The organism is Litchfieldia salsa, from assembly GCF_900104555.1.
In the GTDB taxonomy this organism is placed as follows: domain Bacteria; phylum Bacillota; class Bacilli; order Bacillales; family Bacillaceae_L; genus Litchfieldia; species Litchfieldia salsa.
On the sequence record NZ_FNJU01000004.1, the window covers coordinates 140,441 to 165,517 of the forward strand.

Below are 25,077 nucleotides of genomic sequence, written 5' to 3' on the forward strand. Positions count from 1 at the left end.
CACTCCATGCTACTCGCGGGTTTCTTCACTACTTTCGCGGGATTACTTACTATTTTCGTGGGATTGCGCTCAAGTTTCGCGGGTTCATTAAACATACTTCCTCGCACTCCATGCTATTCGCGGGATTCTAGACCATTTTCATGCATTCCCCTCTATTTCAAAATATCGACACTTTTAATCAAAGGAGAATATCCATCATCCCCGAATAATAAACAACAAAGGAGTGAATTTATTGATTATCAAACCTCGGCAAGTCCCACTAATGATTAGAAAATTAGAAGCACTGTTAAAGCGACTCCCATTAACGCACATTAGACGGAAAGAAATTGAAGAACAATACTCAAAGCATATGGCTGGATATAAAGGTGAGCAATCATTAGACTACTACTTGTCATTTCTTCCTGAAGACTACCTGATTCTTCATGATCTTCGACTCAAATATAACCAGTACTATTTCCAAATTGACACCTTGATCCTTACACCATTTTTCATCGCAATCCTCGAAGTGAAAAACCATTCAGGAAAACTCTATTTCGACCATGTTCATAACCAATTAATAAGAACGCATAACCAAGTAGAAGAAGTCTTTTCAGATCCTTTATTACAGGCAAAACGCCACAAGTATCAATTAGCCGAATGGATCAAAATGCACGTCTATAAAAAATATATCCCGATTGAACCAATCGTCGTTATTACAAACCAATCTTCTCAAATTAAAGCTGATCCCCTATTAGCTAAAAGTATCATTAGAAATACGTATATTATAGAAAAAGTGAAAGAACTCCAATCCACATATACTGATTCTAGTTTTTCGAAAAAGGAAATTCTCCATTTAGCCAATCTCCTAGTTAACCATCAAACAACTAAGGATATTAATATTTTAGAAATGTATAACCTCTTAGAATCTGAATTAATCAAAGGCGTTCATTGCCCAAAGTGTAATCGAATTCCAATGGCCCACCATCGAGGGAAATGGACGTGTTCGCACTGTTCTTACGGATCAAAGGATGCCCATCAGCATACGATAAGTGATTTCCTTCTCTTAACAAATGACTACCGAATTTCAAATAAACAATTACGTAAATACCTAAATCTAAAGTCACCTTCCATATCAAGACACTACTTAAAGTCTATGCAAATGAGTTATATAGGCACAACAAAAAACCGTGTATATCTATACGATATGAAGGATTAACCTTTTAGAAAATAAAAACCCCAAGTCCTATCCCACAGAACTTAGGGTCTTATAAATATTTATTCCTCATATATAACTTGATGTCCCGCTGCTTTTAAAAGGCGGTTCATGATGGCTTGTCCAATTCCGTCTTCTGGGAAGGATTCGCTATAGATAAGATCCACACCGGCTTCATCAAATTTCCTTAATGTTTCATATAATTGGTTTGCCACTGACTGTAAATCATGAATGCTTCCACAGGTATAGACAACATCAGCGGAAAAATAGCTTTCGTTTTCAACCGTTGTTAGTACACCTACTGTTAGTCCTTCTTGTTGCTTAGAGAATACTAACTTTTGAATGTACTCAGCAGTTCCCTTCACAATATATAGCGGTGCGTTCGGTGCATAATGTGTATATTTCATCCCTGGTGATTTGGGTGCCTCATCTTGTTTAACTAATGCCTGATCAATTTCCACTTTTCCACAGACTTGTTCAAGCTGTTCCTTTGTGACACCACCTGGTCGCAATATAACCGGGATCTCACCCGTACAATCTAAAACCGTTGATTCTAATCCTACCCCTGTTGGACCACCATCAATGATCCCTGCTATTTTTCCATACAAGTCATTTTGAACATGCTTTGCCATAGTTGGGCTGGGTTTACCAGATGTATTTGCACTTGGCGCAGCGATTGGTAAGCCACTTTCTTTAATCAACGCAAGTGCAATCGGGTGGTCTGGCATTCTCACAGCCACTGTTGATAACTCAGCTGTAACCTTTTTCGACAAGGTTTGACCGACAGACTTTTGGTTTAACACTAAGGTAAGTGGCCCTGGCCAAAAATGTTCAATTAATTTATCCACAACATTGGGGATATCTTCAGCAATCTCATTTAACTGTTTTTTATCAGCAATATGTACAATCAAAGGGTTGTCACTAGGACGACCTTTCGCTTCAAAGATCTTATTCACAGCACTATCTGATGTTGCATTTGCACCGAGTCCATATACAGTCTCAGTTGGGAAAGCAACCACTTCATTTTCGCGTAATAATTTAGCAGCCTCTATCAATTGTGGATAAGACTGTTTATAAACAGCTAAATTATCCACAGCCCATAATTTTGTTTCCATTTTTAAAGCAACTCCTACTTCTCGACATTTACAGGTAAAATCACCTATAATTCGCATGTTTCTCACAAAGAAAGTATAGTAAACATCCAAACGCAAAACAAGCTTTATCCACAAATTGTGGATAAAACTTGCAATAAAGTGGATAACTTTGTGGATATACCCATATTCTTCTTCAATTAAACCTTTTTAATGACTTTTCCACATTAATTTATTGTGGTCTTCATGTAAATTGCATTTTCAGCATTCTCGAGTTGCTTCATATGCTCCGCTTGCAAGATATTCTCCGCAATCTCTTCCTTTTCTAATTGCGTAAACCCAAGCATTGTAAAAAATACGACGGAAGCCTCTCGGTTTGTCACCAAGTATAGCTCTCTTAACTCTTTATGCTTTGCTAACGAGATTGCACTTTTAAACAATGAAAGAATTTCAGTTTGTTTGATATTCGATGTCACAACAAGTGAACGAAGGAGCCCATCCAGCTCCACTTTTTCAATACCAAGTGTAGCTTGAACTGAACCAAATTCATCTTCCATCAAAATAAAGTGATCAATCATTGATTCCACACCAGTGGAACTAACTTCTGATTTGTCTAAGAATCCTTTTAATTTATCTATATCCTGTTCTGTAGCAATTCTAATTTCTCCCATTACGGTCACCCCATTTACTAGATTCAACTATCTATAACTAATCTATGAGGTGATTACAAAAATAGACCACTTTACTAGAATTTAACTGAATAACGATGTAAAAAGTTCAACAATAAAGAATTTCACCTTAGGTTCTTCATCTTCCTGTACTGGTTCTTCTTCCTCTTCAACTACAGGCTCAACATTCTCATCTGAAGAATCAACTGCTTCACCATTTGAAAAATCCAGGAAGCATAGCGGTGGGAATAATACACACCACCAGTTTGCACCATTACCTTCTCCTAAAGTAATAAGGATGGCTTCATACTCACCAGCAGGATATAAAAACTTACCATACAGCTTTGTAGGAAAGTCAACATTTCCAAATTCCACATGATAATCTTGCATACTATTTTCTCTTTCTAGCACTTCTTCCACAATACGATTAATTTCATCTAAACGACTAACAATTTCTTCTCTAGCAGCCTCGATAGAAGTTAACTCTTGTACCCATATTGTAATCTCTTTATTTACTTCATCACGAATGAGTCTTTTTAACGCTTGATCTTGTTCTGAATCACTATTTGCAAGAATACGTAATCTAATCGCTTCATCCGGAATCACCAATTGACCATTTCCTTGCGCAGCAGGCTCACTTACAAATAATCCTGCATTAGCTCCAATAAACATCAATACTATGTAAATAACGATCATTAATTGTTTTTTCATTTTCATTTTCTAGCACCGTCCCCTCTGTCAAACAGTGTGGACAATCATTTCAAATTCTAAACTAGTAAAATGAAAAAAATCTAGTAAACTTTTAAAACTAGTATGTTTCTTAAAATAATTAGCATTATCGGTGCCAGGCACCGAAACCGGGACCGGTTTTGTCCCGGTTAAGAAAAGCCAATTTCCGCAAATACCATACGATCTTTTCCATTGATATCATTTACAACTTCAACCATTGAACCAGGGAAGGTTTGTCGAAGTAGCTCTGCTACTAACTCGCCTTGTCCAACACCTACTTCAAAGGCAACAATTCCCTCATTTTTTAGCACCTGGGGAATCTCAACCATGAACCTTCGATAGAAATCAAGACCATCAACTCCACCAACTAGCGCCCTTAATGGTTCGTGATCTTTCACGACAGGCGATAGTGTAAGCATATCTTCTTCAGGAATATACGGAGGATTGGAAACCACGACATCTACCTTTAACCCTTGTTCAATCAAGGGCCTTAGCAAATCTCCATGCAAAAAGGTTACCTGTGCACCTAGACGCTCTGCATTTTCCCTCGCCACTTTTAGTGATTCCTCTGCAATATCAATTGTAAACACATTAGCCGAGGCATGCTCAAGAGCTAACGTAATCGCAATCGCACCACTACCTGTACCGACATCAACAAGGTTAATTGAGTCCGTAAACTTTCTTTTCATTCTTGCTAAAACGCCATATACCAATTCCTCAGTCTCTGGTCTAGGAATCAACACTTCTTCGTTAACCATAAACTTTCTTCCATAGAACTCCTCAAAGCCAATTAGATATTGTAATGGATATCCATCAGCCACACGATTGATTCCTTCAATAAAAGTCTCTATCACATCAGCCTCTAGCTCTTCTCGTAATTCTGCTAATAGTTTTGAACGCTCCATTTTTAATAGATGTTGTAATAAGAGTTCTCCTGCATTCTCATCTCGACCATTTTCCCGTAAAAAAGAAGAAGCCCAATTTAGGGCTTCGTACACTTTTGTAAATTGCATTACTCTGCTTGCTCCATTTTCAATGCCTGATCTTCCATTACCAACGCGTTAATAATTTCATCAAGCTTACCCGTTAAAATCTGGTCGAGTTTTTGAATGGTTAAGCCAATACGATGGTCAGTTACACGGTTTTGTGGGAAATTGTACGTACGGATACGTTCTGAACGGTCACCAGTACCGACAGCTTGCTTACGGTTTTGATCATATTCTGCTTGTGCTTCACGTTGAAACTTATCATAAACACGAGCACGCAATACCTTCATTGCCTTCTCTTTGTTCTTGATTTGAGACTTTTCATCCTGACATGATACAACAACACCTGTTGGTAAGTGAGTTAAACGAACCGCTGACATTGTTGTATTAACACTCTGTCCTCCAGGACCACTAGATGCAAACGTATCAGTACGAATATCTTTTTCATGGATATCGACTTCAACCTCTTCTGCCTCTGGTAAAACAGCTACTGTTGCTGTTGAAGTATGAATACGGCCACCTGACTCTGTTTCAGGTACACGTTGTACACGGTGTGCTCCATTTTCAAACTTAAGCTTTGAGAATGCGCCTTTTCCGTTGATCATGAAAATGATCTCTTTATATCCACCCACACCTGTTGAGTTCGTTTCCATCACTTCTGTTTTCCAGCCTTGAACCTCTGCAAAACGACTGTACATGCGATATAAGTCACCAGCAAAAAGGGCAGCTTCATCCCCACCTGCAGCTCCACGAATCTCCATGATTACGTTCTTATCATCATTAGGGTCTTTTGGAAGTAAAAGAATTCTTAGACGTTCTTGAAGTTCTTCTTCACGGTCCTCAAGCTCTCCAATTTCTGCTTTTACCATTTCACGCATTTCAGCATCTAGCTTCTCATCAAGCATAGCCTTTGCATCATCAAGTTGTTCTTTCACTTCTTTGTATTCTCTGTATGCTTCTACAGTTTCTGCTATATCTGATTGTTCTTTTGAATAGTCACGCAGTTTGTTTGTATCATTAACGATATCAGGATCGCTTAATAATTCATTTAATTTCTCATAACGTGCTTCTACAGCTTCCAAACGGTCAAACACATCATTCACCTCAATTTTAGTCCATAACATTCTAAGTATAGTATAGGATATGTAACGCGTCAAAGCAAATTCGCAAAAATCCTTGCCCTAACTTTTAAATACTTTGTTTTAACACCAACTACGAATCACTCACGGGATGCTGCAGGCTGAATACACTCCGCGTCCGGCGGGTGTACCAGTGAGCCTCCTCATCGCTTACTCCTGCGGGGTCTCACTTAGGCCACTGTTCCCGCAGGAGTCTACGTGTATTCAGCCTGCTGGTAACTAAAATTTCAATATTTGACAAAGCAGACTACCCTAATAACTCATTCTTAACTTATAGGCCATGTCCTAGTTCGATTTTTATGGACTTTTAGCAATAAACGTTATTTTTATATTGTCGAAGCTTTTCAATTATTATGTTGTATTAGTTCTTTCTTTGCCGAATAGGTTCTAGTTTTGTCTATTGGAAAGGATAAGGGAGGAGGCATAGAGAAATCATATATAATAAGAAAGAGGAGTGGTGTGAATGAATACTACCGCACTTGCCGCCAGAGTCGGAGTTTCATCAAAGACAATACGCAGATGGATCAAATATTTTGATATCCCTTGTAAAAAAAATGAGCATGGCCATTATGTGTTTGATGAAGCTGATTACATCTTCTTTTGTCAAATTCGTGACCATGTTAGAGATGGCGTCCCAAGACATGAAATCAACATTAAGCCACCTAGAAAGGGGATTATAAGAACTACAATGAATACAACAATTGACAATTCACTACAACAACAAATTTCCAGCTTAATTGAACGCATTGAACTAAATGAAAAAACGATTGAACAAAAAGCCAGTGAGGTAGTAGAGTATCAACTCCTTCAACACCGAAGTGAAATTGATGAATTGCAAAACCGTGTTGAATCGTTAGAATCATATATAGAAAAATTAAAAACGGAGAATACGGAATTAAAAAATCTTCGAAAAGAGGGAACCCTTGTTTTAGATCAACCAATTAGAACTCCTAGGGCATCAAAAAAACTTAAAACAATCATGAGTTTCCTTTTTTAGGAGGCTTTTTCTTTTAGAAAAATCCCCTAAAAGAAACGTCATAATCTGAACGAGGACTGCAAATACCATTCAAACATTCAGCAGTCCCCAAGTTCTCTTAATCATTATCATGGATAGTTACACGAATGTGGTATCGAGGCATTGCTTTTTGAAGTGTTTCATAAAGCTTCTTCTCTTCCTTTTTTCTATCCTTATTAGAGTAGGATTTATCCGTATGAACCGTCACATAAGCGTTAGCACCATTTATAAAAACAGCACCTGGTTTGAACTCTGATTTAAGCTCAATCACTTCTCTAAATTTATCCTGATCATCACCAATATCTGGACGATCTTCTGTTAAATCAATGAAATTAGGATTTTGATTTGTGTTATAATCCTCATCCTGTAAATCCTCTTCATAGAAACTATTCTTTCTTGTCCCACTTTCCATTAGATTTGTTCCATCAATATCTTCTCGCTGGGCATGATATTCATGATTAGGGTTCCAATTACACCCTGTTAAAAACAACAGCAACGACAAAGCTAAAAATACCATCCTTTTCATGACAGCACCTCCTAAACATAGGGTGCCCCTGAAAACATATATTATGAACAAAGGACATTTCCGCCTTGAATCACAACAGTTTTGTTCATTCATCCACCTCATGAAGGACATTTCCACCTTGAACCCCAACAGTTTTGTCCTTAACATTTAATTGGAAGTGGTCTCGAGCCATCCTCATGCACCAAAACAAAAAAAAGCCCTTATATAGGCTTTAATTGTTAGTTATAGTGGTGGATTTTGATGGCATTTTCGGCAAACTGGATAGTATGAATCATTCCCACCTATCACGATTTGCTCGCCAGTGTAGACAGGCTTTCCATCATCAACACGTAAGTTCATGATTGCCTTCTTTTCACAAAACCAACAGATGGTTTTCATTTCTTCAACCTTGTCTGCATATAGAAGTAAGTATTTACTTCCTTCAAATAATTCATTTTGGAAGTCATTTTTTAGACCAAATCCCATAACCGGTATGTCTAACTCATCAACGATTCTTGCAAGCTGTAGCACATGCTCTTTACTCAAGAATTGCACCTCGTCAATTAATATACAATAAGGTTTTTCAGAAACATCTTGTACCATTTCAAACACATTGGTTTCTGTAAAAATTGGAATGGCTTTTCGTTTAAATCCAATTCGACTCGAAACATATCCAACTTCATCTCTTGTATCAAGTCCAGAAGTAAAAATAAGCACCGGTTTTTCTTGTTCTTCATAATTATGTGCTACTTTTAAAATCTCAATTGATTTACCACTATTCATTGCCCCATATTTGAAAAATAATTGTGCCACAGTCCCTTTTCTCTCCTTACAATACAAGCTACTACTGTCATTAGTAAATGCTATTTAACAAGGTGTGTTGATCTGCACTCCAGGTTTGTGCTTTCCGCGGGGCAGGTGATGAGCCTCCTCGTACCTGCGGGGTCTCATCCTGCCTGCACATCCCGCAAGAGTCACACCTTCCGTTCCGATCAACTAGCTCCACCTTATTAAAGGCCAGTTACTATTAAAACTCTATTTAAACTACGCTGTAGCGCTCCCACATAGCGTATTAACCCTTAACATACCACTATTTTTTATTACTCATACTCCCAACAATCAGGAAAAACCTCATTAAAAAAACAGGCGAGAAGTGTTTTACTCGCCTGTTTTCTCTTATTACATGAACTAAGCGCATTGCTTAGCATGGAAACGGTGCTTACTTAATACCGTATTTTTTGTTGAATTTATCTACACGTCCACCTGCATCAGCGAATTTCTGACGTCCTGTGTAAAATGGATGACACTCTGAGCATACCTCAACGCGAATCTCTTTATTTACAGAACCAGTTTCAAATTCGTTTCCACAAGCACATTTCACCGCTACTTTATTGTAGTTAGGATGAATAGCTGTTTTCATTTCGTCTCATCTCCTTCCGCCCTGAATCATTTCTTCGAAACAGAGTTGTTGCTCTAGAAAAGAATTTTTCTAGAAACGCACATGATGAAATTATAACAGGGCGTCTACTCTTTTGCAACTGAATCCTTACGTTTCCAATAGAATAAAATATGGAAGTGAAAATCCCAAACGAGCGACTTATTTATTTAGACTGTTTTCGTATGGATTGTTGCGATTAAAGCCGCAGGATGAATACACTCCGCGTCCGGCGGGTGACCAGTGAGCCTCCTCGTCGCTACTGCTCCTGTGGGGTCTCACTTTGGCCACTGGTCTGAGCAGGAGTCTACGTGTATTCATCCTGCTGGTAACTAGTATTTCGCTGTTTTAAACTACCTTCGAGCAAACAGCCTTTATCAGTCAATTATTTCTGTGTTCTCGCTAAATTAGATGCAGCTTGTTTTTTCTTCTCTGCATCCAGCACTTCAAAGAAGTCAGCATTTGTCTTCGATTGTTTTAATTTACGGATAAATTTATCAGAGAAATCTGGTGTATCTGACATTGTTTTACGTATTGCCCATAGTTTATCAAGATGCTCTTTCGGAACGAGTAATTCTTCTTTTCTTGTTCCAGAACGGCGAATATCGATCGCAGGGAACACACGTCTTTCTGCAAGTGAGCGATCAAGGTGTAATTCTAAGTTACCTGTACCTTTAAATTCCTCGTAAATAACATCATCCATACGTGAACCTGTTTCAATAAGTGCAGTAGCAAGTATTGTTAAGCTTCCACCTTCTTCGATATTACGGGCTGCACCAAAGAATCGTTTTGGGCGATGGAAGGCTGCTGGGTCAATCCCCCCAGATAATGTTCGTCCACTAGGTGGAATGACTAAGTTATAAGCTCGGGCTAAACGCGTGATGCTATCCATAAGAATAATAACATCTTTTTTATGTTCCACTAAGCGCATTGCACGCTCTAGAACTAGCTCAGCCACTTTGATATGGTTTTCTGGGACCTCATCAAACGTTGAGCTAACAACATCTCCTGCAACTGAACGTTCAATATCTGTTACTTCCTCTGGACGCTCATCAATTAGTAACACAATTAGCTCTGACTCTGGATGATTGGTCGTAATACTGTTTGCAATTTCTTTTAACAGCATGGTTTTCCCTGCTTTAGGAGGAGCAACAATTAATCCACGTTGTCCAAATCCAACAGGTGCTATTAAGTCCATAATTCGAGTAGAAATCTGTGTTGGTGTTGTTTCTAAGATGATTTGACGATCAGGATATAAAGGTGTTAAACCTGGGAAGTGTACTCGCTCTTTCGCTGTTTCTGGGTCTTCACCATTTACCGCTTCAACATGAAGTAATCCATAGTAACGTTCATTTTCTTTCGGAGGTCGAACTTTTCCGGAAACTTTATCACCATTTCTTAAATCAAAACGTCTAATTTGAGAGGCAGAAATATAAATGTCTTCTGAACTTGGGGAATAATTAATAGGTCTTAAAAAGCCAAATCCTTCAGATTGGATAATTTCTAAAACGCCTTCCATGAACAATAGACCATCTTGTTCAGCTCGTGCTTTTAAAATGGCAAAAATAAGTTCCTTTTTCGATAACTTACTGTAGTATGAAACTTTTAATTCTTTAGCAAGCTCATAAAGCTCTTTTAGCTTCATATTTTCAAGACTTGATATTGTAATACTCATTGTTACACCACTCTTTTATTATTTATAAATGCATTTTACATAGGATTTATTTCACTAGTTTTCCGGCTAGCGTTTTACATAGGCTCTTTTCTCAAACTTTGTTGCCATTTGAATAGGTTAGGTTGATTTGCACTCCAGGTATGTGCTTTCCGCGGGGCAGGTGATGAGCCTCCTCGTCCCTGCGGGGTCTCATCCTTCCTGCGCATCCCGCAGGAGTCACATACCTTCCGTTCCAATCAACGAGCAACCACATTAAATAATTCTTAAAACAACAATCTTTTACAAAAGAGCCTTAACATTAGATAGAACTCCATAGACTTCCACAGAATATTGCATCTGATTTTGCATTCACATACATGAAAGCATCATCGTGACATATCTGCTTCTAAAAACAATGAATTTATTCCAGAAACGATTTTCTCCTAGTAAAAACTACATTTGGTTTTCATTCGGTAAGTATTTTAGAAATGATACGGAAGGTCCAATGAAGGTAATGGAGGTTTTCTGGAAGTAGGTAGTATTTTAGTTAACGAAGACTCCATCTATTTTACCCTTTATCTCTTAATTAAAGCAATAGCAATTTCCGGAGGTGACAATTGTAAGCGTTAACCAGCCTACTTTATTCTATCCTATTTTCGTTGAGGTTAAAAGTAGAATTTACGATTCTTTTGAAAAGGAGGTGCCTGGCACCCTTCACTATACTAGATTAATAGAAGTAGCTCTCAAAAAGCGATTAAAAAAACTGACCTAAACTCGGGACTCCCTACGAATAGAAGTTGAATGTATTAAGTCAGCTTTTTCTAATAACGCTCATATCATTAATAAAAATTAAGAGTTTTGAAGCTGTTCGATTTCTTCTTCGCTTAGCTTCTCACGCCAAATGGTTGCACCTAGACCTGTTAACTTCTCTTCTAGCTGGCTATAACCACGGTCAATATGTTCAAGACCTGTGATTTCAGTAATTCCCTCTGCCATTAGTCCAGCTACAACTAATGAAGCACCAGCACGAAGATCGCTAGCTTTAACTTTTGCACCTTGAAGTTGAACAGGACCTGTGACGATGGCAGAACGACCCTCAACCTTTATTTGTGCATTCATTCTTCTAAGTTCGTCTATATGCTTGAATCTAGCGCCATAGATTGTATCAGTAACCATGCCGGTCCCTTTTGCCTTCGTGAGCAAGGCAGTAAATGGTTGTTGGAGATCTGTTGGAAATCCTGGATATACTAGTGTTTTAATATCCACTGCCTTAAGATTGTCTGTTCCAGCGATCCAAATTTGATCTTCGGTTGTTTCTACCATGATTCCCATCTCACGAAACTTTGCAATTAAAGATTCAAGATGCAATGGAATGACATTGTCAATTAAGACCTCTTTGGCCATTGCTGCACCTAGTATCATATATGTACCTGCTTCAATTCGATCAGGGATAATCGTATGATGACATCCAGACAACTTATCGACACCTTGAATACGGATAACATCTGTACCTGCACCTTTAATTTTTGCTCCCATACTTGAAAGCAATGTAGCTACATCAATGATTTCAGGTTCTTTTGCAGCATTTTCAATGATCGTTTGACCTTTTGCACGAACGGCAGCAAGCATAATGTTAATGGTCGCACCCACACTAACGACATCAAGGTAAATACGTGCACCTCGAAGTTCATCAGCACGCAAGTAAATGGCACCTTGTTCATTAGTGACTCTTGCACCAAGTGCTTCAAACCCTTTTATATGTTGATCAATTGGACGTGGTCCAAGATGGCAGCCACCAGGCAAACCAATCACTGCTTTTTTGAAACGGCCAAGCATTGCACCCATTAGATAGTATGAGGCACGTAGCTTTTTCACCTTCCCATTTGGAAGTGGCATTGATACTATATTAGATGGATCAATCACAATTTCATCATTTTTTAAAGAAACTGTTCCACCAATTTCTTCAATTAAATCCTTTAAAATCTGTACATCGGAGATATCTGGTAATCCATCAATTGATACTGTTGATTCGGCTAATATGGTAGCTGGAATTAATGCGACAGCACTATTTTTTGCTCCACTTATGCGAACTGAACCTTTTAATGGATAACCACCTGCAATTTTCAGTTTTTCCATTTGAGTCTCCCTTCTAGCGAAGTTTATACTTCCTTCACATTGATGGAATTTATTACCAACCATTTTATGTATAGTTGTACAAGTATTATTTATTAGTTTACACGAAAACACAATATTCATGTATGGTTTTTCCAAAAAAACTATATCTTTTTAGCCAACTATACATAGATCCTGGATGTAATAAAGTACTTCGCGTTTCTCGCGGTTCTTTTGTCCATAAAAAAGATATTGCACATTATCCACTTTAACCTACTTAAGAATTCATATACCTTAAAATCACGATTTTAAAACAATTGTTTTATTCAGAAAAAAAACCGCCAACTCAATCGGGCGGTTTTTTTTATCTATATCTTTTGACGTTTGTCTCTTTAAAAAAGTTTCATTTACTGTGGAAGTAAATTAAGCTTTACCTGAAGATCCAAATTCGCGCATTTTACCTTTTACTGTTTCTCTAATTGCATCACGAGCTGGTCCAAGATATTTACGTGGATCATACTCTTCTGTTTTAACAGCAAGTGTTTCACGAACTGCTTTAGCTGAAGCAATTTGGTTTTCTGTATTTACATTGATTTTAGCTGTTCCAAATGAAACTGCTTTTTGAATATCATGTGTTGGGATACCAGTTCCACCATGAAGAACAAGTGGTAAACCAGTTGCTTTACCGATTTCTTCCATTTCCTTGAAACCAAGGTTTGGTTCACCTTTGTAAGGACCGTGAACAGAACCTAAAGCAGGTGCTAAGCAGTCAATACCAGTGCGCTCAACAAGCTCTTGGCATTCTTTTGGATCAGCGTAGATTACACCTTCTGCTACAACATCATCTTCTTGTCCACCAACAACACCTAGTTCTGCTTCAACAGATACTCCGTGGAAGTGAGCTAGTTCAACAACTCTAGAAGTTGTTGCAACGTTTTCTTCGAATGGATCATGAGAAGCATCAATCATTACTGAAGTAAATCCAGCATGAATTGCTTTCGCACAAGACTCAAAGCTTGAACCATGGTCTAAGTGAATTGCAACAGGAACTGTTACTTTGTAATCGTACATTAAACCTTTAACGATTGAAACAACAGTAGTGAATCCACCCATGTAACGTGCTGCACCTTCTGATACACCTAAAATTACTGGTGAATTTTCTTCTTGTGCTGCTTGTAAAATTGCTTGAGTAAATTCAAGGTTGTTTAAATTGAATTGACCTACTGCATATCCTTCTGCTTTTGCTTTCTTAAGCATTTCTGTCATTGAAACTAAAGGCATTCTAATATCCTCCCAAATGTACAGTATTACAACTAATCAGCAAGCTAATCATCCATTAGATTTACCATAAGGTAAAAATTATATGTAAAATAGTATAAGATATAATGCAAAGACCATCATTTAAATGTGCTTTACTAGAGCTTTTTGATATAGCTGTATTCTTTTCGTTCCTAGCATATCAATTAAGTGTAAAAACCGCAATAGACAAAACTTTGGCCTAAAATGTCATGAAGCGTTTTCATTGTTGATATAACAACGATTTTCTTATATGTCATTTTTACGACATTTTTTATCGCATTGAAACAACCCTAATTAGGGGAAAAATAACATAATTAGTCAACTTCTCCTCTAGTAGGTTTATTGAAATAATAATTGTTCTCTTGCAGAAAAAACAAATAAGCACTTAAGAGTGCTTATTTTGTCTCGATTGGTACGATATGTTTTTTTACCGCATCACGAATTTCATCGATGTCGAACGGTTTAGCAAAGTGTGTAATTGCACCTAAATCCTTTGCTTCTTGAATCATATCAAGTTCTCCATATGCTGTCATAATAATAACTCTAATATCTGCGTCAATTGCTTTTAATCGTTTTAAAATTTCAATTCCATCCATACCGGAAATTTTCATATCTAATAATACGAGGTCTGGAGAATGTTTTGTTACGATATCAATTGCTTGAATACCATTCGCCGCTTGAAACGTTTTATACCCTTCCTTTTGAAACACTTCATTTAATAAAATTCTTATTCCATACTGATCATCAACAATTAATATTTTATCTTCCATAAGAAACACCTCTATTATTATAATTATTACAGTCACGATCTATTCATAATCTATTAAATTCGAGTCACTACTCTCTTTTCCCTTTTTTTTTCGCTAAAATCTTGTCGACATATTCCCCCACCTTTCGCATTTCTCACTCGTTCACGCTATAATAACAACGAATGAACCGCTAAAAGGAGTTAATAAAAATGATGAAAATTTTCTCAACACAGCTACAAGGATTATTTAATCGAATCATAGATCAGGAAGAAGAAATGGTTGAAGATGGTGCAAGACTTCTTGCTCAAGCTGTTTTAGGCGAAGGCCAACTTTATCTGCACGGGTTTGGTGAGATGGAGGCAGTTGTGATAGAAGCTACCAAAGGTGCTGAATCACTTCCTTCAAGTGCAAAGCTTATTATTGATGGAAAAATGGCTCAGCTAACCGATCGGGACCGGGTTTTACTAATAACAAGATATTCTACTGATCAAGACGCACTTCAACTTGCAGAGGAACTAGCCCAAAGAGGTGTTGAAATCGTAGCAATTTCTGCTCTTGTAAAAGGTGAAGAGAGGTCTTTAGACCAACTTGTTGATGTACATATCGACAGTAAGTTAGTTAAAGCGCTTATCCCAGATGACGAAGGTAACCGATATGGATTCCCCTCTATTATCACAGCTTTATTTGCTTATTATAGCCTAACTTATACGCTGAAAGAAATTATAAAGGAGTATGAATAGGTTAATGTGAATTCACGTTAAACAACTCCTGGATACTCCAGAGAGATCCGGGAGCCGTTTGACTAAAGATTAGCTAGTGGTGTGACTGATATCATTTCCTGAGTTAATGCATTTCTTATTTTTTCTGCAAAGACAAGGGCATGTTCGCTATCACCATGAATACAAATGCTATCAGCTTGAATGGAGATAGGTTGACCTTGCACGGAGTCGACCTTCCCTTCTTTCACCATTTTAACCACTTGGTTAATTGCTTGGGCTTCGTCTTTAATTAATGCATGTTCTTGTCTTCGCGGTGTTAACGAGCCGTCAAGTTGATAGGTTCGATCCGCAAAAACCTCGTTTGCGGTTCTTAATCCTAGCTTGTTCCCTGCTAAAACTAATTCACTTCCGGATAGCCCTAATAAAATAAGTTCAGGATTCACCTTATAAATAGCTTCAGCGATGGCTTCCGCTAACTCTTTATTCCCTGCTGCCATATTGTAAAGGGCACCATGTGGCTTTACATGCTGTAGTCTCCCACCTTCAGCATGAGCAAACGCTTGGACAGCTCCAATTTGATAGACAACCATATCAAAGGCTTCACGAGCTGTAATGTCCATGTTTCTTCTCCCAAACCCTACCCTATCTGGTAGCCCAGGGTGGGCCCCAATCGCGACATTTTTCCTAAGAGCAAGGGAAACTGTTTGTTGAATGGTACTAGGATCACCTGCATGAAAGCCACAGGCAATATTAGCAGATGTGACAAAATCTAGAATTTCTTCATCTCGGCCAATTTTATATAACCCGAAGCTTTCTCCTAAATCACAATTCAGATCAACTTTACTCATTCTCTTCCCTCCATCTTGGCTTTTAGAAAAATAGCTTGTTTTACTTGTGTAATCATTCTTTCTCTTTCAATATGTAGCCTTTCTGCTGTTCCATGCTCAACCTCTATAAATTCTACTTTCTCATTTGGTCCAGCTTGAGCTAATAGTGGCAAATCGACTATTGCGACTTGAGCAATTTTAGGATATCCACCTGTTGTTTGGCGATCTGCTAGTAAAATGATCGGCTGACCATCTGATGGAACTTGAATCGTTCCAAACGAAACGGCTTCAGATAAAAGCTCCTCATTCTTTTCTACCTTCAAACTTGGTCCTTCTAAACGATAACCCATTCGATCAGATTGATTTGAGATTTTAAAGCCTGACGTAAATAGCTTTTCACAACTCTCCTCGGTAAACAGATGAAACTGTCTACCTTTCATCACACGAATATAGGGATCCTTCCGATAGTTTGGCATCATCTTAGTGGAAATTGACCAGGTCGTTTGTACAAAGGGCATTGATTCGAACCTTTTAGAAAGATCTAACATGATTGCTTCAGATAGCTTGTGCATCATACCTGTAATGATGGTATCTCCTGCAAGGAGTGCTCTCCCTTTGAAACCACCTATACCCGCTCTTATATAGGTTGATTTACTTCCCATTACAGATTCCAATTTGTATCCACCGGCTACAGCCAAATACACGCGGCTTCCTAGCTTTTGTGGACCAACTGTTAAAATAGAACCCGCTTTTACTAGGATTGGTCGCCATAATTTAATAGGATGACCATCAATCTCTGCGGCGAATTCTCCTCCACATAGGGCAAAAAGAGTATCCTGCTCAAATTGAATCTTCGGGCCAACCATTGTACATTCAAGTGTTGCTTCACTTTCACTATTACCCACTAATATGTTGGCCATTCTGTGTGCAAAAGGATCCATTGCTCCACTTGTAATCACACCGTATTTTTGATAACCTACTCGCCCTAGATCCTGGAGGGTCGTAAAAAGACCTGGCTTAATGATCTTGATCATTTCTGTTTCCCTCCTAAGCTGCAGTAGTCTTTATAGGAAATCTGTGAAAATTTAATCTTGTCTCCTGCTTTTAACAGACTTGGATTGTCTTCATCTGGTTGAAATAACTTGAGAGGTGTGCGCCCAATAATTTGCCAACCTCCAGGTGTTTCAAGAGGATATACCCCTGTTTGCTTTCCAGCAATCCCTACAGAACCAGCTGGAATTCTCAAACTCGGCGTTTCTTTTCTCGGGGCAGCAATACGATTAGACATCCCCCCGATATATGGGAAACCTGGTGCAAAGCCAATCATATATACCGTGTATTCTCCTGAAGAATGAATATTGATAACCTCTTGTGATGATAATTGGTTTGTTTTTGCGACAAACTCTAAGTCTGGAGCAAGCTCCTGTTCATAACATACCGGTATGGTAACTGTTCTTGATTCGACCTTTTCATTTGTGCCCACGGAAGAGAGTAGGAAACTTAGTTCATCACATACATATTCATATGGTGTTTTATTTTTCGTATCTTTTTTTTGGATGGTCATTAGATCATAGAAAACCGTAACAGTTGTAAATGCTGGTATGTATTCGATAAACCAGTCATCTTGCAGGGTATTTAGGCAGGAGGAGATCGTTTTAATCTTTTCATGAATGTCGAGTGTGATTGTTTCTCCAACTTCAATTAAAACGGCTTGGTCTCCTAATGGATGTAGCATATAATCCACTTGAACCTCTCCTTTCAACATAATAGTAACCTCTTCTTACTTTACCATATGCATACAGTTTGGATGAAAGTAAAATGGTTTAACAAATTGTAAAAATAAAATAAAAACAACTAGTTTTAGTGACGTTCACCTTCCTAGGAACCACAGAACCGGCACTTATCTCAATAGAGCCCTACCATTAGACAAAACAACTGGCACAAGCTTTGATTTTGTTCAAAAACTCTCCATTACAAAAAGCAAAAAAGCTACACCCCTATTAAGGATGTAGCTCTAACTAAAATCTTATAATTTCTCTGAATTCACAAGTGAAGCATGGATGAATTCACGGAAAAGTGGTTGTGGTCTTGTTGGACGAGATGTGAATTCCGGATGGAATTGTGAAGCCACAAACCATGGGTGATCCTTTAACTCGACAATCTCAACAAGTCTACCGTCTGGGCTTGTACCAGAGAAGACAAATCCTTTTGCTTCCATCGCTTGACGGAATTGATTATTGAACTCATAACGATGACGATGACGCTCATAAACAACTTCATCATTATATGCTTCAAATGCTTTTGTACCCTCAACTAATTTACAAGGCTGTAAGCCAAGACGAAGAGTTCCTCCTAGGTCCTCAACATCCTTTTGCTCTGGTAATAAATCGATAATTGGATACTGTGTTTCTGGTGCAATTTCTGCAGAATGTGCGCCTTCAAGGCCTAGTACATTTCGAGCAAATTCCACTGAAGCTAATTGCATCCCTAAACAAATTCCTAGCATTGGGATTTTATTTTCACGAGCGAATTGGATGGTTGTAATTTTTCCTTCAATTCCTCTGTCACCAAATCCACCAGGAACAAGAATTCCATCTACACCTGAAAGTAACTCAGCAGCATTGCTTGAGTTAACCTCTTCTGAATTCACCCATTTAATTGACACATCTGCATCATAAGCATATCCTGCATGACGCATTGCTTCAACAACAGAGATGTATGCATCTTGTAATTCAACATACTTTCCGACAAGTGCGATTGTCGTTGTTTTAGAAAGATTCGTTACACGCGCCACTAACTCTTTCCATTCAGTCATATCTGCAGGATTACAATCTAATTTAAGATGCTCACACGTGATTTCATCCAAATGTTGATCTTGTAATGCTAACGGAATTGAATAAAGAGTATCTGCATCTCTTGATTCAATGACTGCACGTTGGTCAATATCACAGAACAGGGCAATTTTATCCTTCATATCCTGAGAGATTGGTGCTTCAGTACGAACTACGATAACATTTGGTTGAATTCCTAAGCTGCGTAATTCTTTTACACTATGTTGAGTTGGCTTTGTTTTCATTTCGCCAGCTGCTTTAATATAAGGTACTAATGTACAGTGAATGTACATGACATTTTCACGACCGATATCACTTTTAATCTGACGGATTGCTTCTAGATACGGTAGTGACTCGATATCACCAACTGTTCCACCGATTTCAGTAATAACCACATCTGCGCTTGTTTCTCTACCCGCTCTGAAAACACGCTCTTTAATTTCATTTGTTACATGTGGGATAACCTGAACTGTACCGCCAAGATAGTCACCACGACGCTCTTTTCGTAAAACAGTAGAGTAGATTTTACCTGTCGTCACATTACTTAACTTAGATAAGTTGATATCAATGAAACGCTCATAATGTCCTAAGTCTAAGTCTGTTTCTGCACCATCATCAGTTACGAATACTTCCCCGTGCTGATATGGACTCATTGTTCCTGGGTCCACATTGATATATGGATCAAACTTTTGAATCGTTACATTCAACCCTCTATTTTTTAATAATCGTCCTAAAGATGCAGCAACAATCCCTTTTCCAAGTGATGACACAACACCACCTGTAACAAAAATATACTTCGTCATCATAGTTCCCCTTTCAATTCTATGTATTAAGTAAAGTTTGCTCAACTTGAGCGAAAAACATTTGTAATCAGGCAGTTTTATTCATGAATTGCCTAATCATTTGATCCTGTGGAGAGTAAATGATTTGAGTACATGGATGGTTTAATCAACATACTCAATTCCTGCGGAGACATTGTTCCCGGCGATTGCGAAGGTGTATAACATCCTCATCATCCTCTGATAAGCGCAGCTACTACGTTCATCAGAATCATGTATGATTTATATACAAAACAAAAACGCTCCTCTTACTTAGTTGTAAGGGAGCGAAACATTTATGTTCATTCATCACTCATTTAATAGAGCCCAAAAATGATTCTACATAGTTCGATTTAAAAAGTCAAGATGAGACTTACAGTTCTTCGTCTTCCTCATCTTCATCTAGCTCGTCATCGTCGAGGTCTTCATCAAGCTCGAATTCTTCATCCTCTTCAACAAGGTCCTCATCGTCATCATCTAGATCATCTTCCTCAAAGTCCTCAACATCATCTACATCATCTTCAATGTCGTCTTCTTCATCGTCATCGAAGTCGTCTAACTCATCATACTCTAATTCTTCTTCATCATCTAAATCATAGTCTATGACATCTAAATCATCAGCAGCAGCTTTCTTCTTCTTAGACTTTTTCTTCTTAGGTTTAATTGGAGTTGTAACCTCTTCATCGATTTGGTCATATGGATACCAGCTTCTTAAGCCCCATCCAGCTTCCCCGATACACATAAAACGGCCATCAACATTAATATCTGTGTAAAATTGAGCCACTTTTTCATTTACTTGTGATTTTGATAATTCTAATATGCTAACAACTTCATCTAATAATTCTCTAAAAGTAATTGCTTGGCTTTTACCTTGAAATACTAAGTATGCTACTTCAAGCATTGACAATTCTTTCAATTCTTCTGGTGAGTATTGTTCTAAACCCATCAAGGCACTCCCTTTCAATATAAAAAAATTCGACCATTACTATGTACACTTGGTCCTAATTAGTAACTCGGGTCTAATCATGACTATGAATGATTCTAGATTTGTTATGTATAAAGACATCTATAGCTATTCCTAGAATACAGATATCATTCATTATAAACAAATTCAACTAGTTTATGCTACCTTATTATACATAATCTTAGAAAATTGTTAAAAGGAACCAATCATGCTGGTCCCTTTCACCATAAATTGTATACACACAGCCCTACATATTCCGACGATATTGTCCGCCAACTTCATATAGTGCATGCGTAATTTCTCCTAAGCTTGCCACCCGAACGGTAGACATTAACTGTTCAAAGATATTTTTATTCTGTATAGCTGCTTGCTTTAAATTCGTTAACTCTTCTTGAACAACCAATTGATTTTTTTCTTTAAATTCGTTTAAATGACGAATCTGGAGTTCCTTTTCGTCAGTCGAAGATCGTGCTAGCTCAATACTGTTTAATTCTTCATCAGTTGGTGGTGTCGGATTTAAATACGTATTTACTCCGATAATCGGAAGATCACCTGTATGCTTTTTCATTTCATAATGCATTGATTCATCTTGAATTTTTCCGCGCTGATATTGTGTTTCCATTGCACCTAATACCCCGCCACGATCATTAATTCGCTCAAATTCCTGCAGTACAGCTTCCTCTACTAAATCTGTCAGCTCTTCAATAATAAATGAGCCTTGAAGGGGATTTTCATTTTTAGACATTCCAAGCTCTTTTGTAATAATCATTTGGATCGCCATTGCTCTTCTCACAGATTCCTCTGTTGGTGTCGTAATGGCCTCATCATACGCATTTGTATGAAGTGAATTACAATTATCTTGTAATGCCATCAATGCTTGCAAAGTAGTACGAATATCATTGAAGTCAATTTCCTGAGCATGTAGAGAGCGACCAGAGGTTTGAACATGGTACTTTAGCTTCTGACTTCTTTCATTTGCGCCATACTTATCTCTCATCACAGTCGCCCAAATTCTCCGAGCCACCCGACCAATCACAGTGTATTCAGGATCAAGCCCATTGCTGAAAAAGAAAGATAGATTCGGTGCAAAGTCATTAATATTCATCCCTCTACTTAAGTAATACTCAACATATGTGAACCCATTTGATAAGGTAAAAGCCAACTGAGAAATTGGATTTGCACCAGCTTCAGCGATATGGTACCCCGAAATAGACACAGAATAATAGTTCCGAACTCCATTTTGAATAAAATATTCTTGAATATCACCCATCATTCGTAAAGCAAATTCGGTTGAGAAGATACACGTATTTTGACCTTGGTCCTCTTTTAAAATATCTGCTTGAACCGTCCCTCTCACTTGACTCAGTGTTCGGCATTTAACCTCTTCATATTCCTTGTCTGATAACGATCGACCTAATACTCCCTCTTCTTTTTCAACCTGCTGAAAAATGGCAGTGTTCATAAACATCGCAAGAATGATCGGTGCCGGGCCATTGATGGTCATCGAAACTGATGTTGAAGGGTCACATAAATCAAAACCTTGATATAACTTTTTCATATCATTAAGGTTGCAAACGCTTACACCACTTTCTCCAACTTTCCCATAAATATCTGGTCGATGGTCTGGATCTTCCCCATATAATGTGACTGAATCAAATGCCGTGCTTAATCTTTTCGCATTATCATCCTTTGATAAATAGTGGAACCGACGATTCGTTCTTTCTGGTGTGCCTTCACCTGCAAATTGTCGCTTCGGGTCCTCTCCCTCTCTTTTAAAAGGAAAGACTCCTGCAGTATATGGGAATGAGCCGGGAACATTTTCTTTATAGATCCATTTTAAAATCTCACCAAGATCCTCATAGCCTGGTAAGGCTATTTTTGGAATAGATAACCCTGATAAACTTTCTGTTTTTAAAATCGTTATGATTTCCTTATCACGAACACTCGTCACAATTTGATCTTGTGCATACATGGCTTTAAGTGTAGGCCAGGATTCTAACGCCTTTTTAGACTGAGAGGATAGTCGATTTTCATAGTCTCTTAGAAGTTGTCGAAGCGTCTCTTTTACCTCTTCTTGACCATCATTTTGTTGCAATGCTTCAAGGGTTCCTTTGATCTGAAATATTTTTCTAGCGTAGGATACTTGTTCTGCGGCTTTTTTATGGTAGGTTCTAACGGTATCTGCAATTTCTCTTAAATAAGTGATTCGTTCATTTGGGATAATGACCGTTTGCTTTTGAACTTCTAAGGTTGTTTCTAAGGTTGTTTTCCATGAAAGACCCATCTTTTCATTCATGGTTTTCACAAGTGCCACAAACAGCGTATTGGTCCCAGGATCATTAAATTGACTTGCAATTGTTCCATAAACGGGCATCTCATCTAGCTTTTGCTCAAATAATAAACGGCTGCGTTGATATTGCTTTTGAACTTGCCTTTTCGCATCCTCTGAACCCTTACGCTCGAATTTATTAATAACAATTAAGTCTGCAAAGTCAATCATATCAATTTTTTCAAGCTGAGAAGGGGCCCCAAATTCACTTGTCATCACATAAATACCAATATCACAAACATTCATAATTTCTGCATCACCTTGACCAATTCCACTTGTTTCAACAATGATCGCATCGAAATTGGCTGCCTTAGTCACAGTGAGCGCGTCTTTGATGGCAAGAGAAAGCTCAGATCTAGAGCGTCGGGTGGCCAGACTTCTCATATACACTTTTGGTGAAAAGATGGCATTCATTCGGATTCGATCTCCTAACAATGCACCACCTGTTTTCTGCTTAGTAGGATCAATGGAAATCACCGCGATTCTCTTTGACGGAAATTCATTTAAGAACCTGCGAATTAGCTCATCTGTTAGCGAGCTTTTTCCCGCTCCACCTGTTCCTGTCATTCCAATAACCGGGATCTCTTTAGCGAGACCTTTCACCTGTTTGATCATTGTATCTGCAGCAGCGGCTACTTCTTCTGGTAAATCGAGTCTATTTTCTGCCAATGTAATCAGTCTAGCAATCGCTTGGTCTTCACCTTTCTTCAGTCTGGAAATTTCGTCAGACACTTCTATTGATGGAGAAAAATCACACTCTTCAAGCATTTGATTAATCATGCCTTGAAGTCCAAACTTACGGCCATCCTCTGGTGAAAAGATTCTCGCAATGCCATAATCATGTAGTTCTTTGATCTCACGTGGGATAATGACACCCCCACCACCACCATAGATTCGAATATGCTCTGCCCCATACTCTTGCAAACAGTCATACATGTACTTGAAGTATTCAATATGCCCACCTTGGTAAGATGAAATTGCAATTCCTTGCACGTCCTCCTGGATCGCTGCTTTCACCACTTCATCTACTGACCGATTATGACCTAAATGAATGACCTCAGCACCACTTGCTTGAAGCATCCGTCTCATAATATTAATAGACGCATCATGACCATCAAATAAACTTGATGCCGTCACAAACCGAACATGACTCTTAGGCTTATACTGTTTCACATTACTCCCCCTTTCCGGTGCCAGGCACCGCAAGTGGGACATTTTATGTCCCACAGTTGGTGCCTGGCACCCTTCTAGTCTTTTTTTGTAATACCATATAGGATTAAATTGGTTTGGATTTCAATATACTGCTCAAGTGTATAACGCTTCTGTATGACCCAACGGCGAAAACCCCACATTTGTCCTTGAACGATGATACTATGTGCAATTAGTGAGATATCGGTTTCCTTTAAATGTAGTTCCCCTGTTTCAATACATCGTCGAATCATCACTTCAAACACACGTGCTAATTCATTTTCTTTATTAAGCACATATGGGAGTGCATCCTTTGATAATGATTTTGCTTCCTGATACATGACGAGAACCTCGTCCTGCATTTCATCCATCACCTTAAAATGATGGGCAATCGCAGCTTTTAGGCTTTGCAGATTTCCTGTCCGATTATTAATTTCTTCCTCAAGTCGTTCTGTTACATGGTCATAGATGCTGTCACATACTAAGTACAAAATATCTTCCTTATTTTTAATATATTCATAGAGGGTGCCGATACTGAATCCTGCCGCCCTTGCAATTTCTCTAGTCGTAGTTCGGTGATACCCTTTTTCCTTAAAAAGAGTAACGGCTCCCTTAATCATCTGATCTCGTCGCTTCTTAATTAAGCGCTCATCCTTAACTGAAGCATGTACTGCCCTCTTTGCCACAATTCTCACATCCATTATTTATACTAGAATTCGTTGGATTCCCACCGTAAGTTCGCGGAATTCTCCACATGTTTTGCGGGATTCACACAAATTCCCGCGGGATTCCTGGCTGTTCTTTTTGCTCGCTTATCCCTTTCGCGG

22 protein-coding genes are annotated in these 25,077 nt (G+C 38.3%); 3 read left to right on the plus strand and 19 right to left on the minus strand.

Annotation, left to right across the window (positions count from 1 at the left end):
- Positions 1–232 precede the first annotated feature (232 nt).
- Complete coding sequence (locus BLQ56_RS10330; RefSeq protein WP_090853384.1) at positions 233–1,195, plus strand: NERD domain-containing protein; 963 nt, start codon at positions 233–235, stop codon at positions 1,193–1,195.
- A gap of 59 nt (positions 1,196–1,254) precedes the next feature.
- Here the strand turns inward: BLQ56_RS10330 and BLQ56_RS10335 are convergent, their stop codons facing one another.
- The 5 genes from BLQ56_RS10335 to prfA form a co-directional block, all read right to left on the minus strand.
- A complete protein-coding gene (locus BLQ56_RS10335; protein WP_090853386.1) occupies positions 1,255–2,307 on the minus strand; it encodes an L-threonylcarbamoyladenylate synthase in 1,053 nt (350 codons plus the stop codon).
- A gap of 203 nt (positions 2,308–2,510) precedes the next feature.
- The gene (locus BLQ56_RS10340; RefSeq protein ID WP_090853389.1) at positions 2,511–2,954 is read right to left on the minus strand and encodes a GNAT family N-acetyltransferase; all 444 of its coding nucleotides are present in this window, start codon (positions 2,952–2,954) and stop codon (positions 2,511–2,513) included.
- An 81-nt stretch (positions 2,955–3,035) separates the two neighbouring features.
- A complete protein-coding gene (gene spoIIR, locus BLQ56_RS10345; RefSeq protein ID WP_090853959.1) occupies positions 3,036–3,662 on the minus strand; it encodes a stage II sporulation protein R in 627 nt (208 codons plus the stop codon).
- Between the two features lie 167 nt (positions 3,663–3,829).
- Positions 3,830–4,693 carry a peptide chain release factor N(5)-glutamine methyltransferase gene (prmC, locus tag BLQ56_RS10350; protein WP_090853392.1) on the minus strand — a complete coding sequence of 288 codons (864 nt, stop codon included), beginning with the start codon at positions 4,691–4,693 and terminating at the stop codon, positions 3,830–3,832.
- Positions 4,693–5,760, minus strand: a complete 1,068-nt coding sequence (gene prfA, locus BLQ56_RS10355) for a peptide chain release factor 1 (RefSeq protein WP_139163088.1) — start codon at positions 5,758–5,760, stop codon at positions 4,693–4,695. Before prfA ends, prmC begins: the two co-directional genes overlap by 1 nt.
- 508 nt (positions 5,761–6,268) lie before the next feature.
- Here prfA and BLQ56_RS10360 point away from each other — a divergent pair.
- Entirely contained in the window at positions 6,269–6,802 is a 534-nt protein-coding gene (locus BLQ56_RS10360) for a MerR family transcriptional regulator (protein ID WP_090853398.1), read from the plus strand.
- Between the two features lie 97 nt (positions 6,803–6,899).
- On the opposite strand, the gene BLQ56_RS10365 is transcribed toward BLQ56_RS10360, so the two are convergent.
- From BLQ56_RS10365 to BLQ56_RS10395, 7 genes are all read right to left on the minus strand, one after another.
- Entirely contained in the window at positions 6,900–7,346 is a 447-nt protein-coding gene (locus BLQ56_RS10365) for a lipoprotein (protein ID WP_090853400.1), read from the minus strand.
- Positions 7,347–7,568: 222 nt separating this feature from the next.
- Positions 7,569–8,138 (minus strand): thymidine kinase, encoded by a 570-nt coding sequence (locus tag BLQ56_RS10370; RefSeq protein ID WP_090853403.1) that lies wholly within the window; start codon positions 8,136–8,138, stop codon positions 7,569–7,571.
- 406 nt (positions 8,139–8,544) lie between these two features.
- Positions 8,545–8,745, minus strand: coding sequence for a 50S ribosomal protein L31 (rpmE, locus tag BLQ56_RS10375; RefSeq protein WP_090853406.1), 201 nt, complete (start codon positions 8,743–8,745; stop codon positions 8,545–8,547).
- Positions 8,746–9,145: 400 nt separating this feature from the next.
- Positions 9,146–10,435 (minus strand): transcription termination factor Rho, encoded by a 1,290-nt coding sequence (gene rho, locus BLQ56_RS10380; RefSeq protein WP_090853410.1) that lies wholly within the window; start codon positions 10,433–10,435, stop codon positions 9,146–9,148.
- Between the two features lie 828 nt (positions 10,436–11,263).
- The gene (locus BLQ56_RS10385; protein ID WP_090853413.1) at positions 11,264–12,550 is read right to left on the minus strand and encodes a UDP-N-acetylglucosamine 1-carboxyvinyltransferase; all 1,287 of its coding nucleotides are present in this window, start codon (positions 12,548–12,550) and stop codon (positions 11,264–11,266) included.
- A gap of 399 nt (positions 12,551–12,949) precedes the next feature.
- Positions 12,950–13,807: a class II fructose-bisphosphate aldolase gene (locus tag BLQ56_RS10390; RefSeq protein ID WP_090853416.1), complete on the minus strand. Its 858-nt coding sequence runs from the start codon at positions 13,805–13,807 to the stop codon at positions 12,950–12,952.
- A 413-nt stretch (positions 13,808–14,220) separates the two neighbouring features.
- On the minus strand, positions 14,221–14,595 hold the full coding sequence (locus tag BLQ56_RS10395; protein ID WP_090853419.1) for a response regulator: 375 nt from the start codon (positions 14,593–14,595) through the stop codon (positions 14,221–14,223).
- A gap of 188 nt (positions 14,596–14,783) precedes the next feature.
- On the opposite strand from BLQ56_RS10395, the gene BLQ56_RS10400 reads away from it, so the two are divergent.
- The gene (locus BLQ56_RS10400; protein WP_090853423.1) at positions 14,784–15,314 is read left to right on the plus strand and encodes a DUF2529 family protein; all 531 of its coding nucleotides are present in this window, start codon (positions 14,784–14,786) and stop codon (positions 15,312–15,314) included.
- Between the two features lie 62 nt (positions 15,315–15,376).
- Here BLQ56_RS10400 and BLQ56_RS10405 read toward each other — a convergent pair whose 3' ends face one another.
- The 7 genes from BLQ56_RS10405 to BLQ56_RS10435 form a co-directional block, all read right to left on the minus strand.
- Complete coding sequence (locus BLQ56_RS10405) at positions 15,377–16,141, minus strand: LamB/YcsF family protein (RefSeq protein WP_090853426.1); 765 nt, start codon at positions 16,139–16,141, stop codon at positions 15,377–15,379.
- Positions 16,138–17,154: a 5-oxoprolinase subunit C family protein gene (locus BLQ56_RS10410; RefSeq protein ID WP_090853429.1), complete on the minus strand. Its 1,017-nt coding sequence runs from the start codon at positions 17,152–17,154 to the stop codon at positions 16,138–16,140. Before BLQ56_RS10410 ends, BLQ56_RS10405 begins: the two co-directional genes overlap by 4 nt.
- Complete coding sequence (pxpB, locus tag BLQ56_RS10415) at positions 17,151–17,864, minus strand: 5-oxoprolinase subunit PxpB (protein WP_090853962.1); 714 nt, start codon at positions 17,862–17,864, stop codon at positions 17,151–17,153. Before pxpB ends, BLQ56_RS10410 begins: the two co-directional genes overlap by 4 nt.
- A gap of 282 nt (positions 17,865–18,146) precedes the next feature.
- Positions 18,147–19,754 (minus strand): CTP synthase, encoded by a 1,608-nt coding sequence (locus BLQ56_RS10420; RefSeq protein ID WP_090853431.1) that lies wholly within the window; start codon positions 19,752–19,754, stop codon positions 18,147–18,149.
- Positions 19,755–20,142: 388 nt separating this feature from the next.
- Complete coding sequence (gene rpoE / locus BLQ56_RS10425; protein ID WP_090853433.1) at positions 20,143–20,715, minus strand: DNA-directed RNA polymerase subunit delta; 573 nt, start codon at positions 20,713–20,715, stop codon at positions 20,143–20,145.
- Positions 20,716–20,980: 265 nt separating this feature from the next.
- Complete coding sequence (gene icmF / locus BLQ56_RS10430) at positions 20,981–24,277, minus strand: fused isobutyryl-CoA mutase/GTPase IcmF (protein WP_090853436.1); 3,297 nt, start codon at positions 24,275–24,277, stop codon at positions 20,981–20,983.
- A 32-nt stretch (positions 24,278–24,309) separates the two neighbouring features.
- Positions 24,310–24,936: a TetR/AcrR family transcriptional regulator gene (locus tag BLQ56_RS10435; RefSeq protein ID WP_090853438.1), complete on the minus strand. Its 627-nt coding sequence runs from the start codon at positions 24,934–24,936 to the stop codon at positions 24,310–24,312.
- Between the last annotated feature and the right edge of the window lie 141 nt (positions 24,937–25,077).

Coding starts and splice junctions, on each gene's coding strand:
- BLQ56_RS10420 (WP_090853431.1), bottom strand. CDS start 19,754: ATGACGAAGTATATTTTTGTTACAGGTGGTGTTGTGTCATCACTTGGA.
- BLQ56_RS10410 (WP_090853429.1), bottom strand. CDS start 17,154: ATGATCAAGATCATTAAGCCAGGTCTTTTTACGACCCTCCAGGATCTA.
- BLQ56_RS10390 (WP_090853416.1), bottom strand. CDS start 13,807: ATGCCTTTAGTTTCAATGACAGAAATGCTTAAGAAAGCAAAAGCAGAA.
- BLQ56_RS10395 (WP_090853419.1), bottom strand. CDS start 14,595: ATGGAAGATAAAATATTAATTGTTGATGATCAGTATGGAATAAGAATT.
- BLQ56_RS10335 (WP_090853386.1), bottom strand. CDS start 2,307: ATGGAAACAAAATTATGGGCTGTGGATAATTTAGCTGTTTATAAACAG.
- icmF (WP_090853436.1), bottom strand. CDS start 24,277: ATGTCCCACTTGCGGTGCCTGGCACCGGAAAGGGGGAGTAATGTGAAA.
- BLQ56_RS10400 (WP_090853423.1), top strand. CDS start 14,784: ATGATGAAAATTTTCTCAACACAGCTACAAGGATTATTTAATCGAATC.
- rho (WP_090853410.1), bottom strand. CDS start 10,435: ATGAGTATTACAATATCAAGTCTTGAAAATATGAAGCTAAAAGAGCTT.
- prmC (WP_090853392.1), bottom strand. CDS start 4,693: ATGCAATTTACAAAAGTGTACGAAGCCCTAAATTGGGCTTCTTCTTTT.
- spoIIR (WP_090853959.1), bottom strand. CDS start 3,662: ATGAAAAAACAATTAATGATCGTTATTTACATAGTATTGATGTTTATT.
- BLQ56_RS10340 (WP_090853389.1), bottom strand. CDS start 2,954: ATGGGAGAAATTAGAATTGCTACAGAACAGGATATAGATAAATTAAAA.
- BLQ56_RS10365 (WP_090853400.1), bottom strand. CDS start 7,346: ATGAAAAGGATGGTATTTTTAGCTTTGTCGTTGCTGTTGTTTTTAACA.
- BLQ56_RS10360 (WP_090853398.1), top strand. CDS start 6,269: ATGAATACTACCGCACTTGCCGCCAGAGTCGGAGTTTCATCAAAGACA.
- rpoE (WP_090853433.1), bottom strand. CDS start 20,715: ATGGGTTTAGAACAATACTCACCAGAAGAATTGAAAGAATTGTCAATG.
- rpmE (WP_090853406.1), bottom strand. CDS start 8,745: ATGAAAACAGCTATTCATCCTAACTACAATAAAGTAGCGGTGAAATGT.
- BLQ56_RS10405 (WP_090853426.1), bottom strand. CDS start 16,141: ATGAGTAAAGTTGATCTGAATTGTGATTTAGGAGAAAGCTTCGGGTTA.
- BLQ56_RS10385 (WP_090853413.1), bottom strand. CDS start 12,550: ATGGAAAAACTGAAAATTGCAGGTGGTTATCCATTAAAAGGTTCAGTT.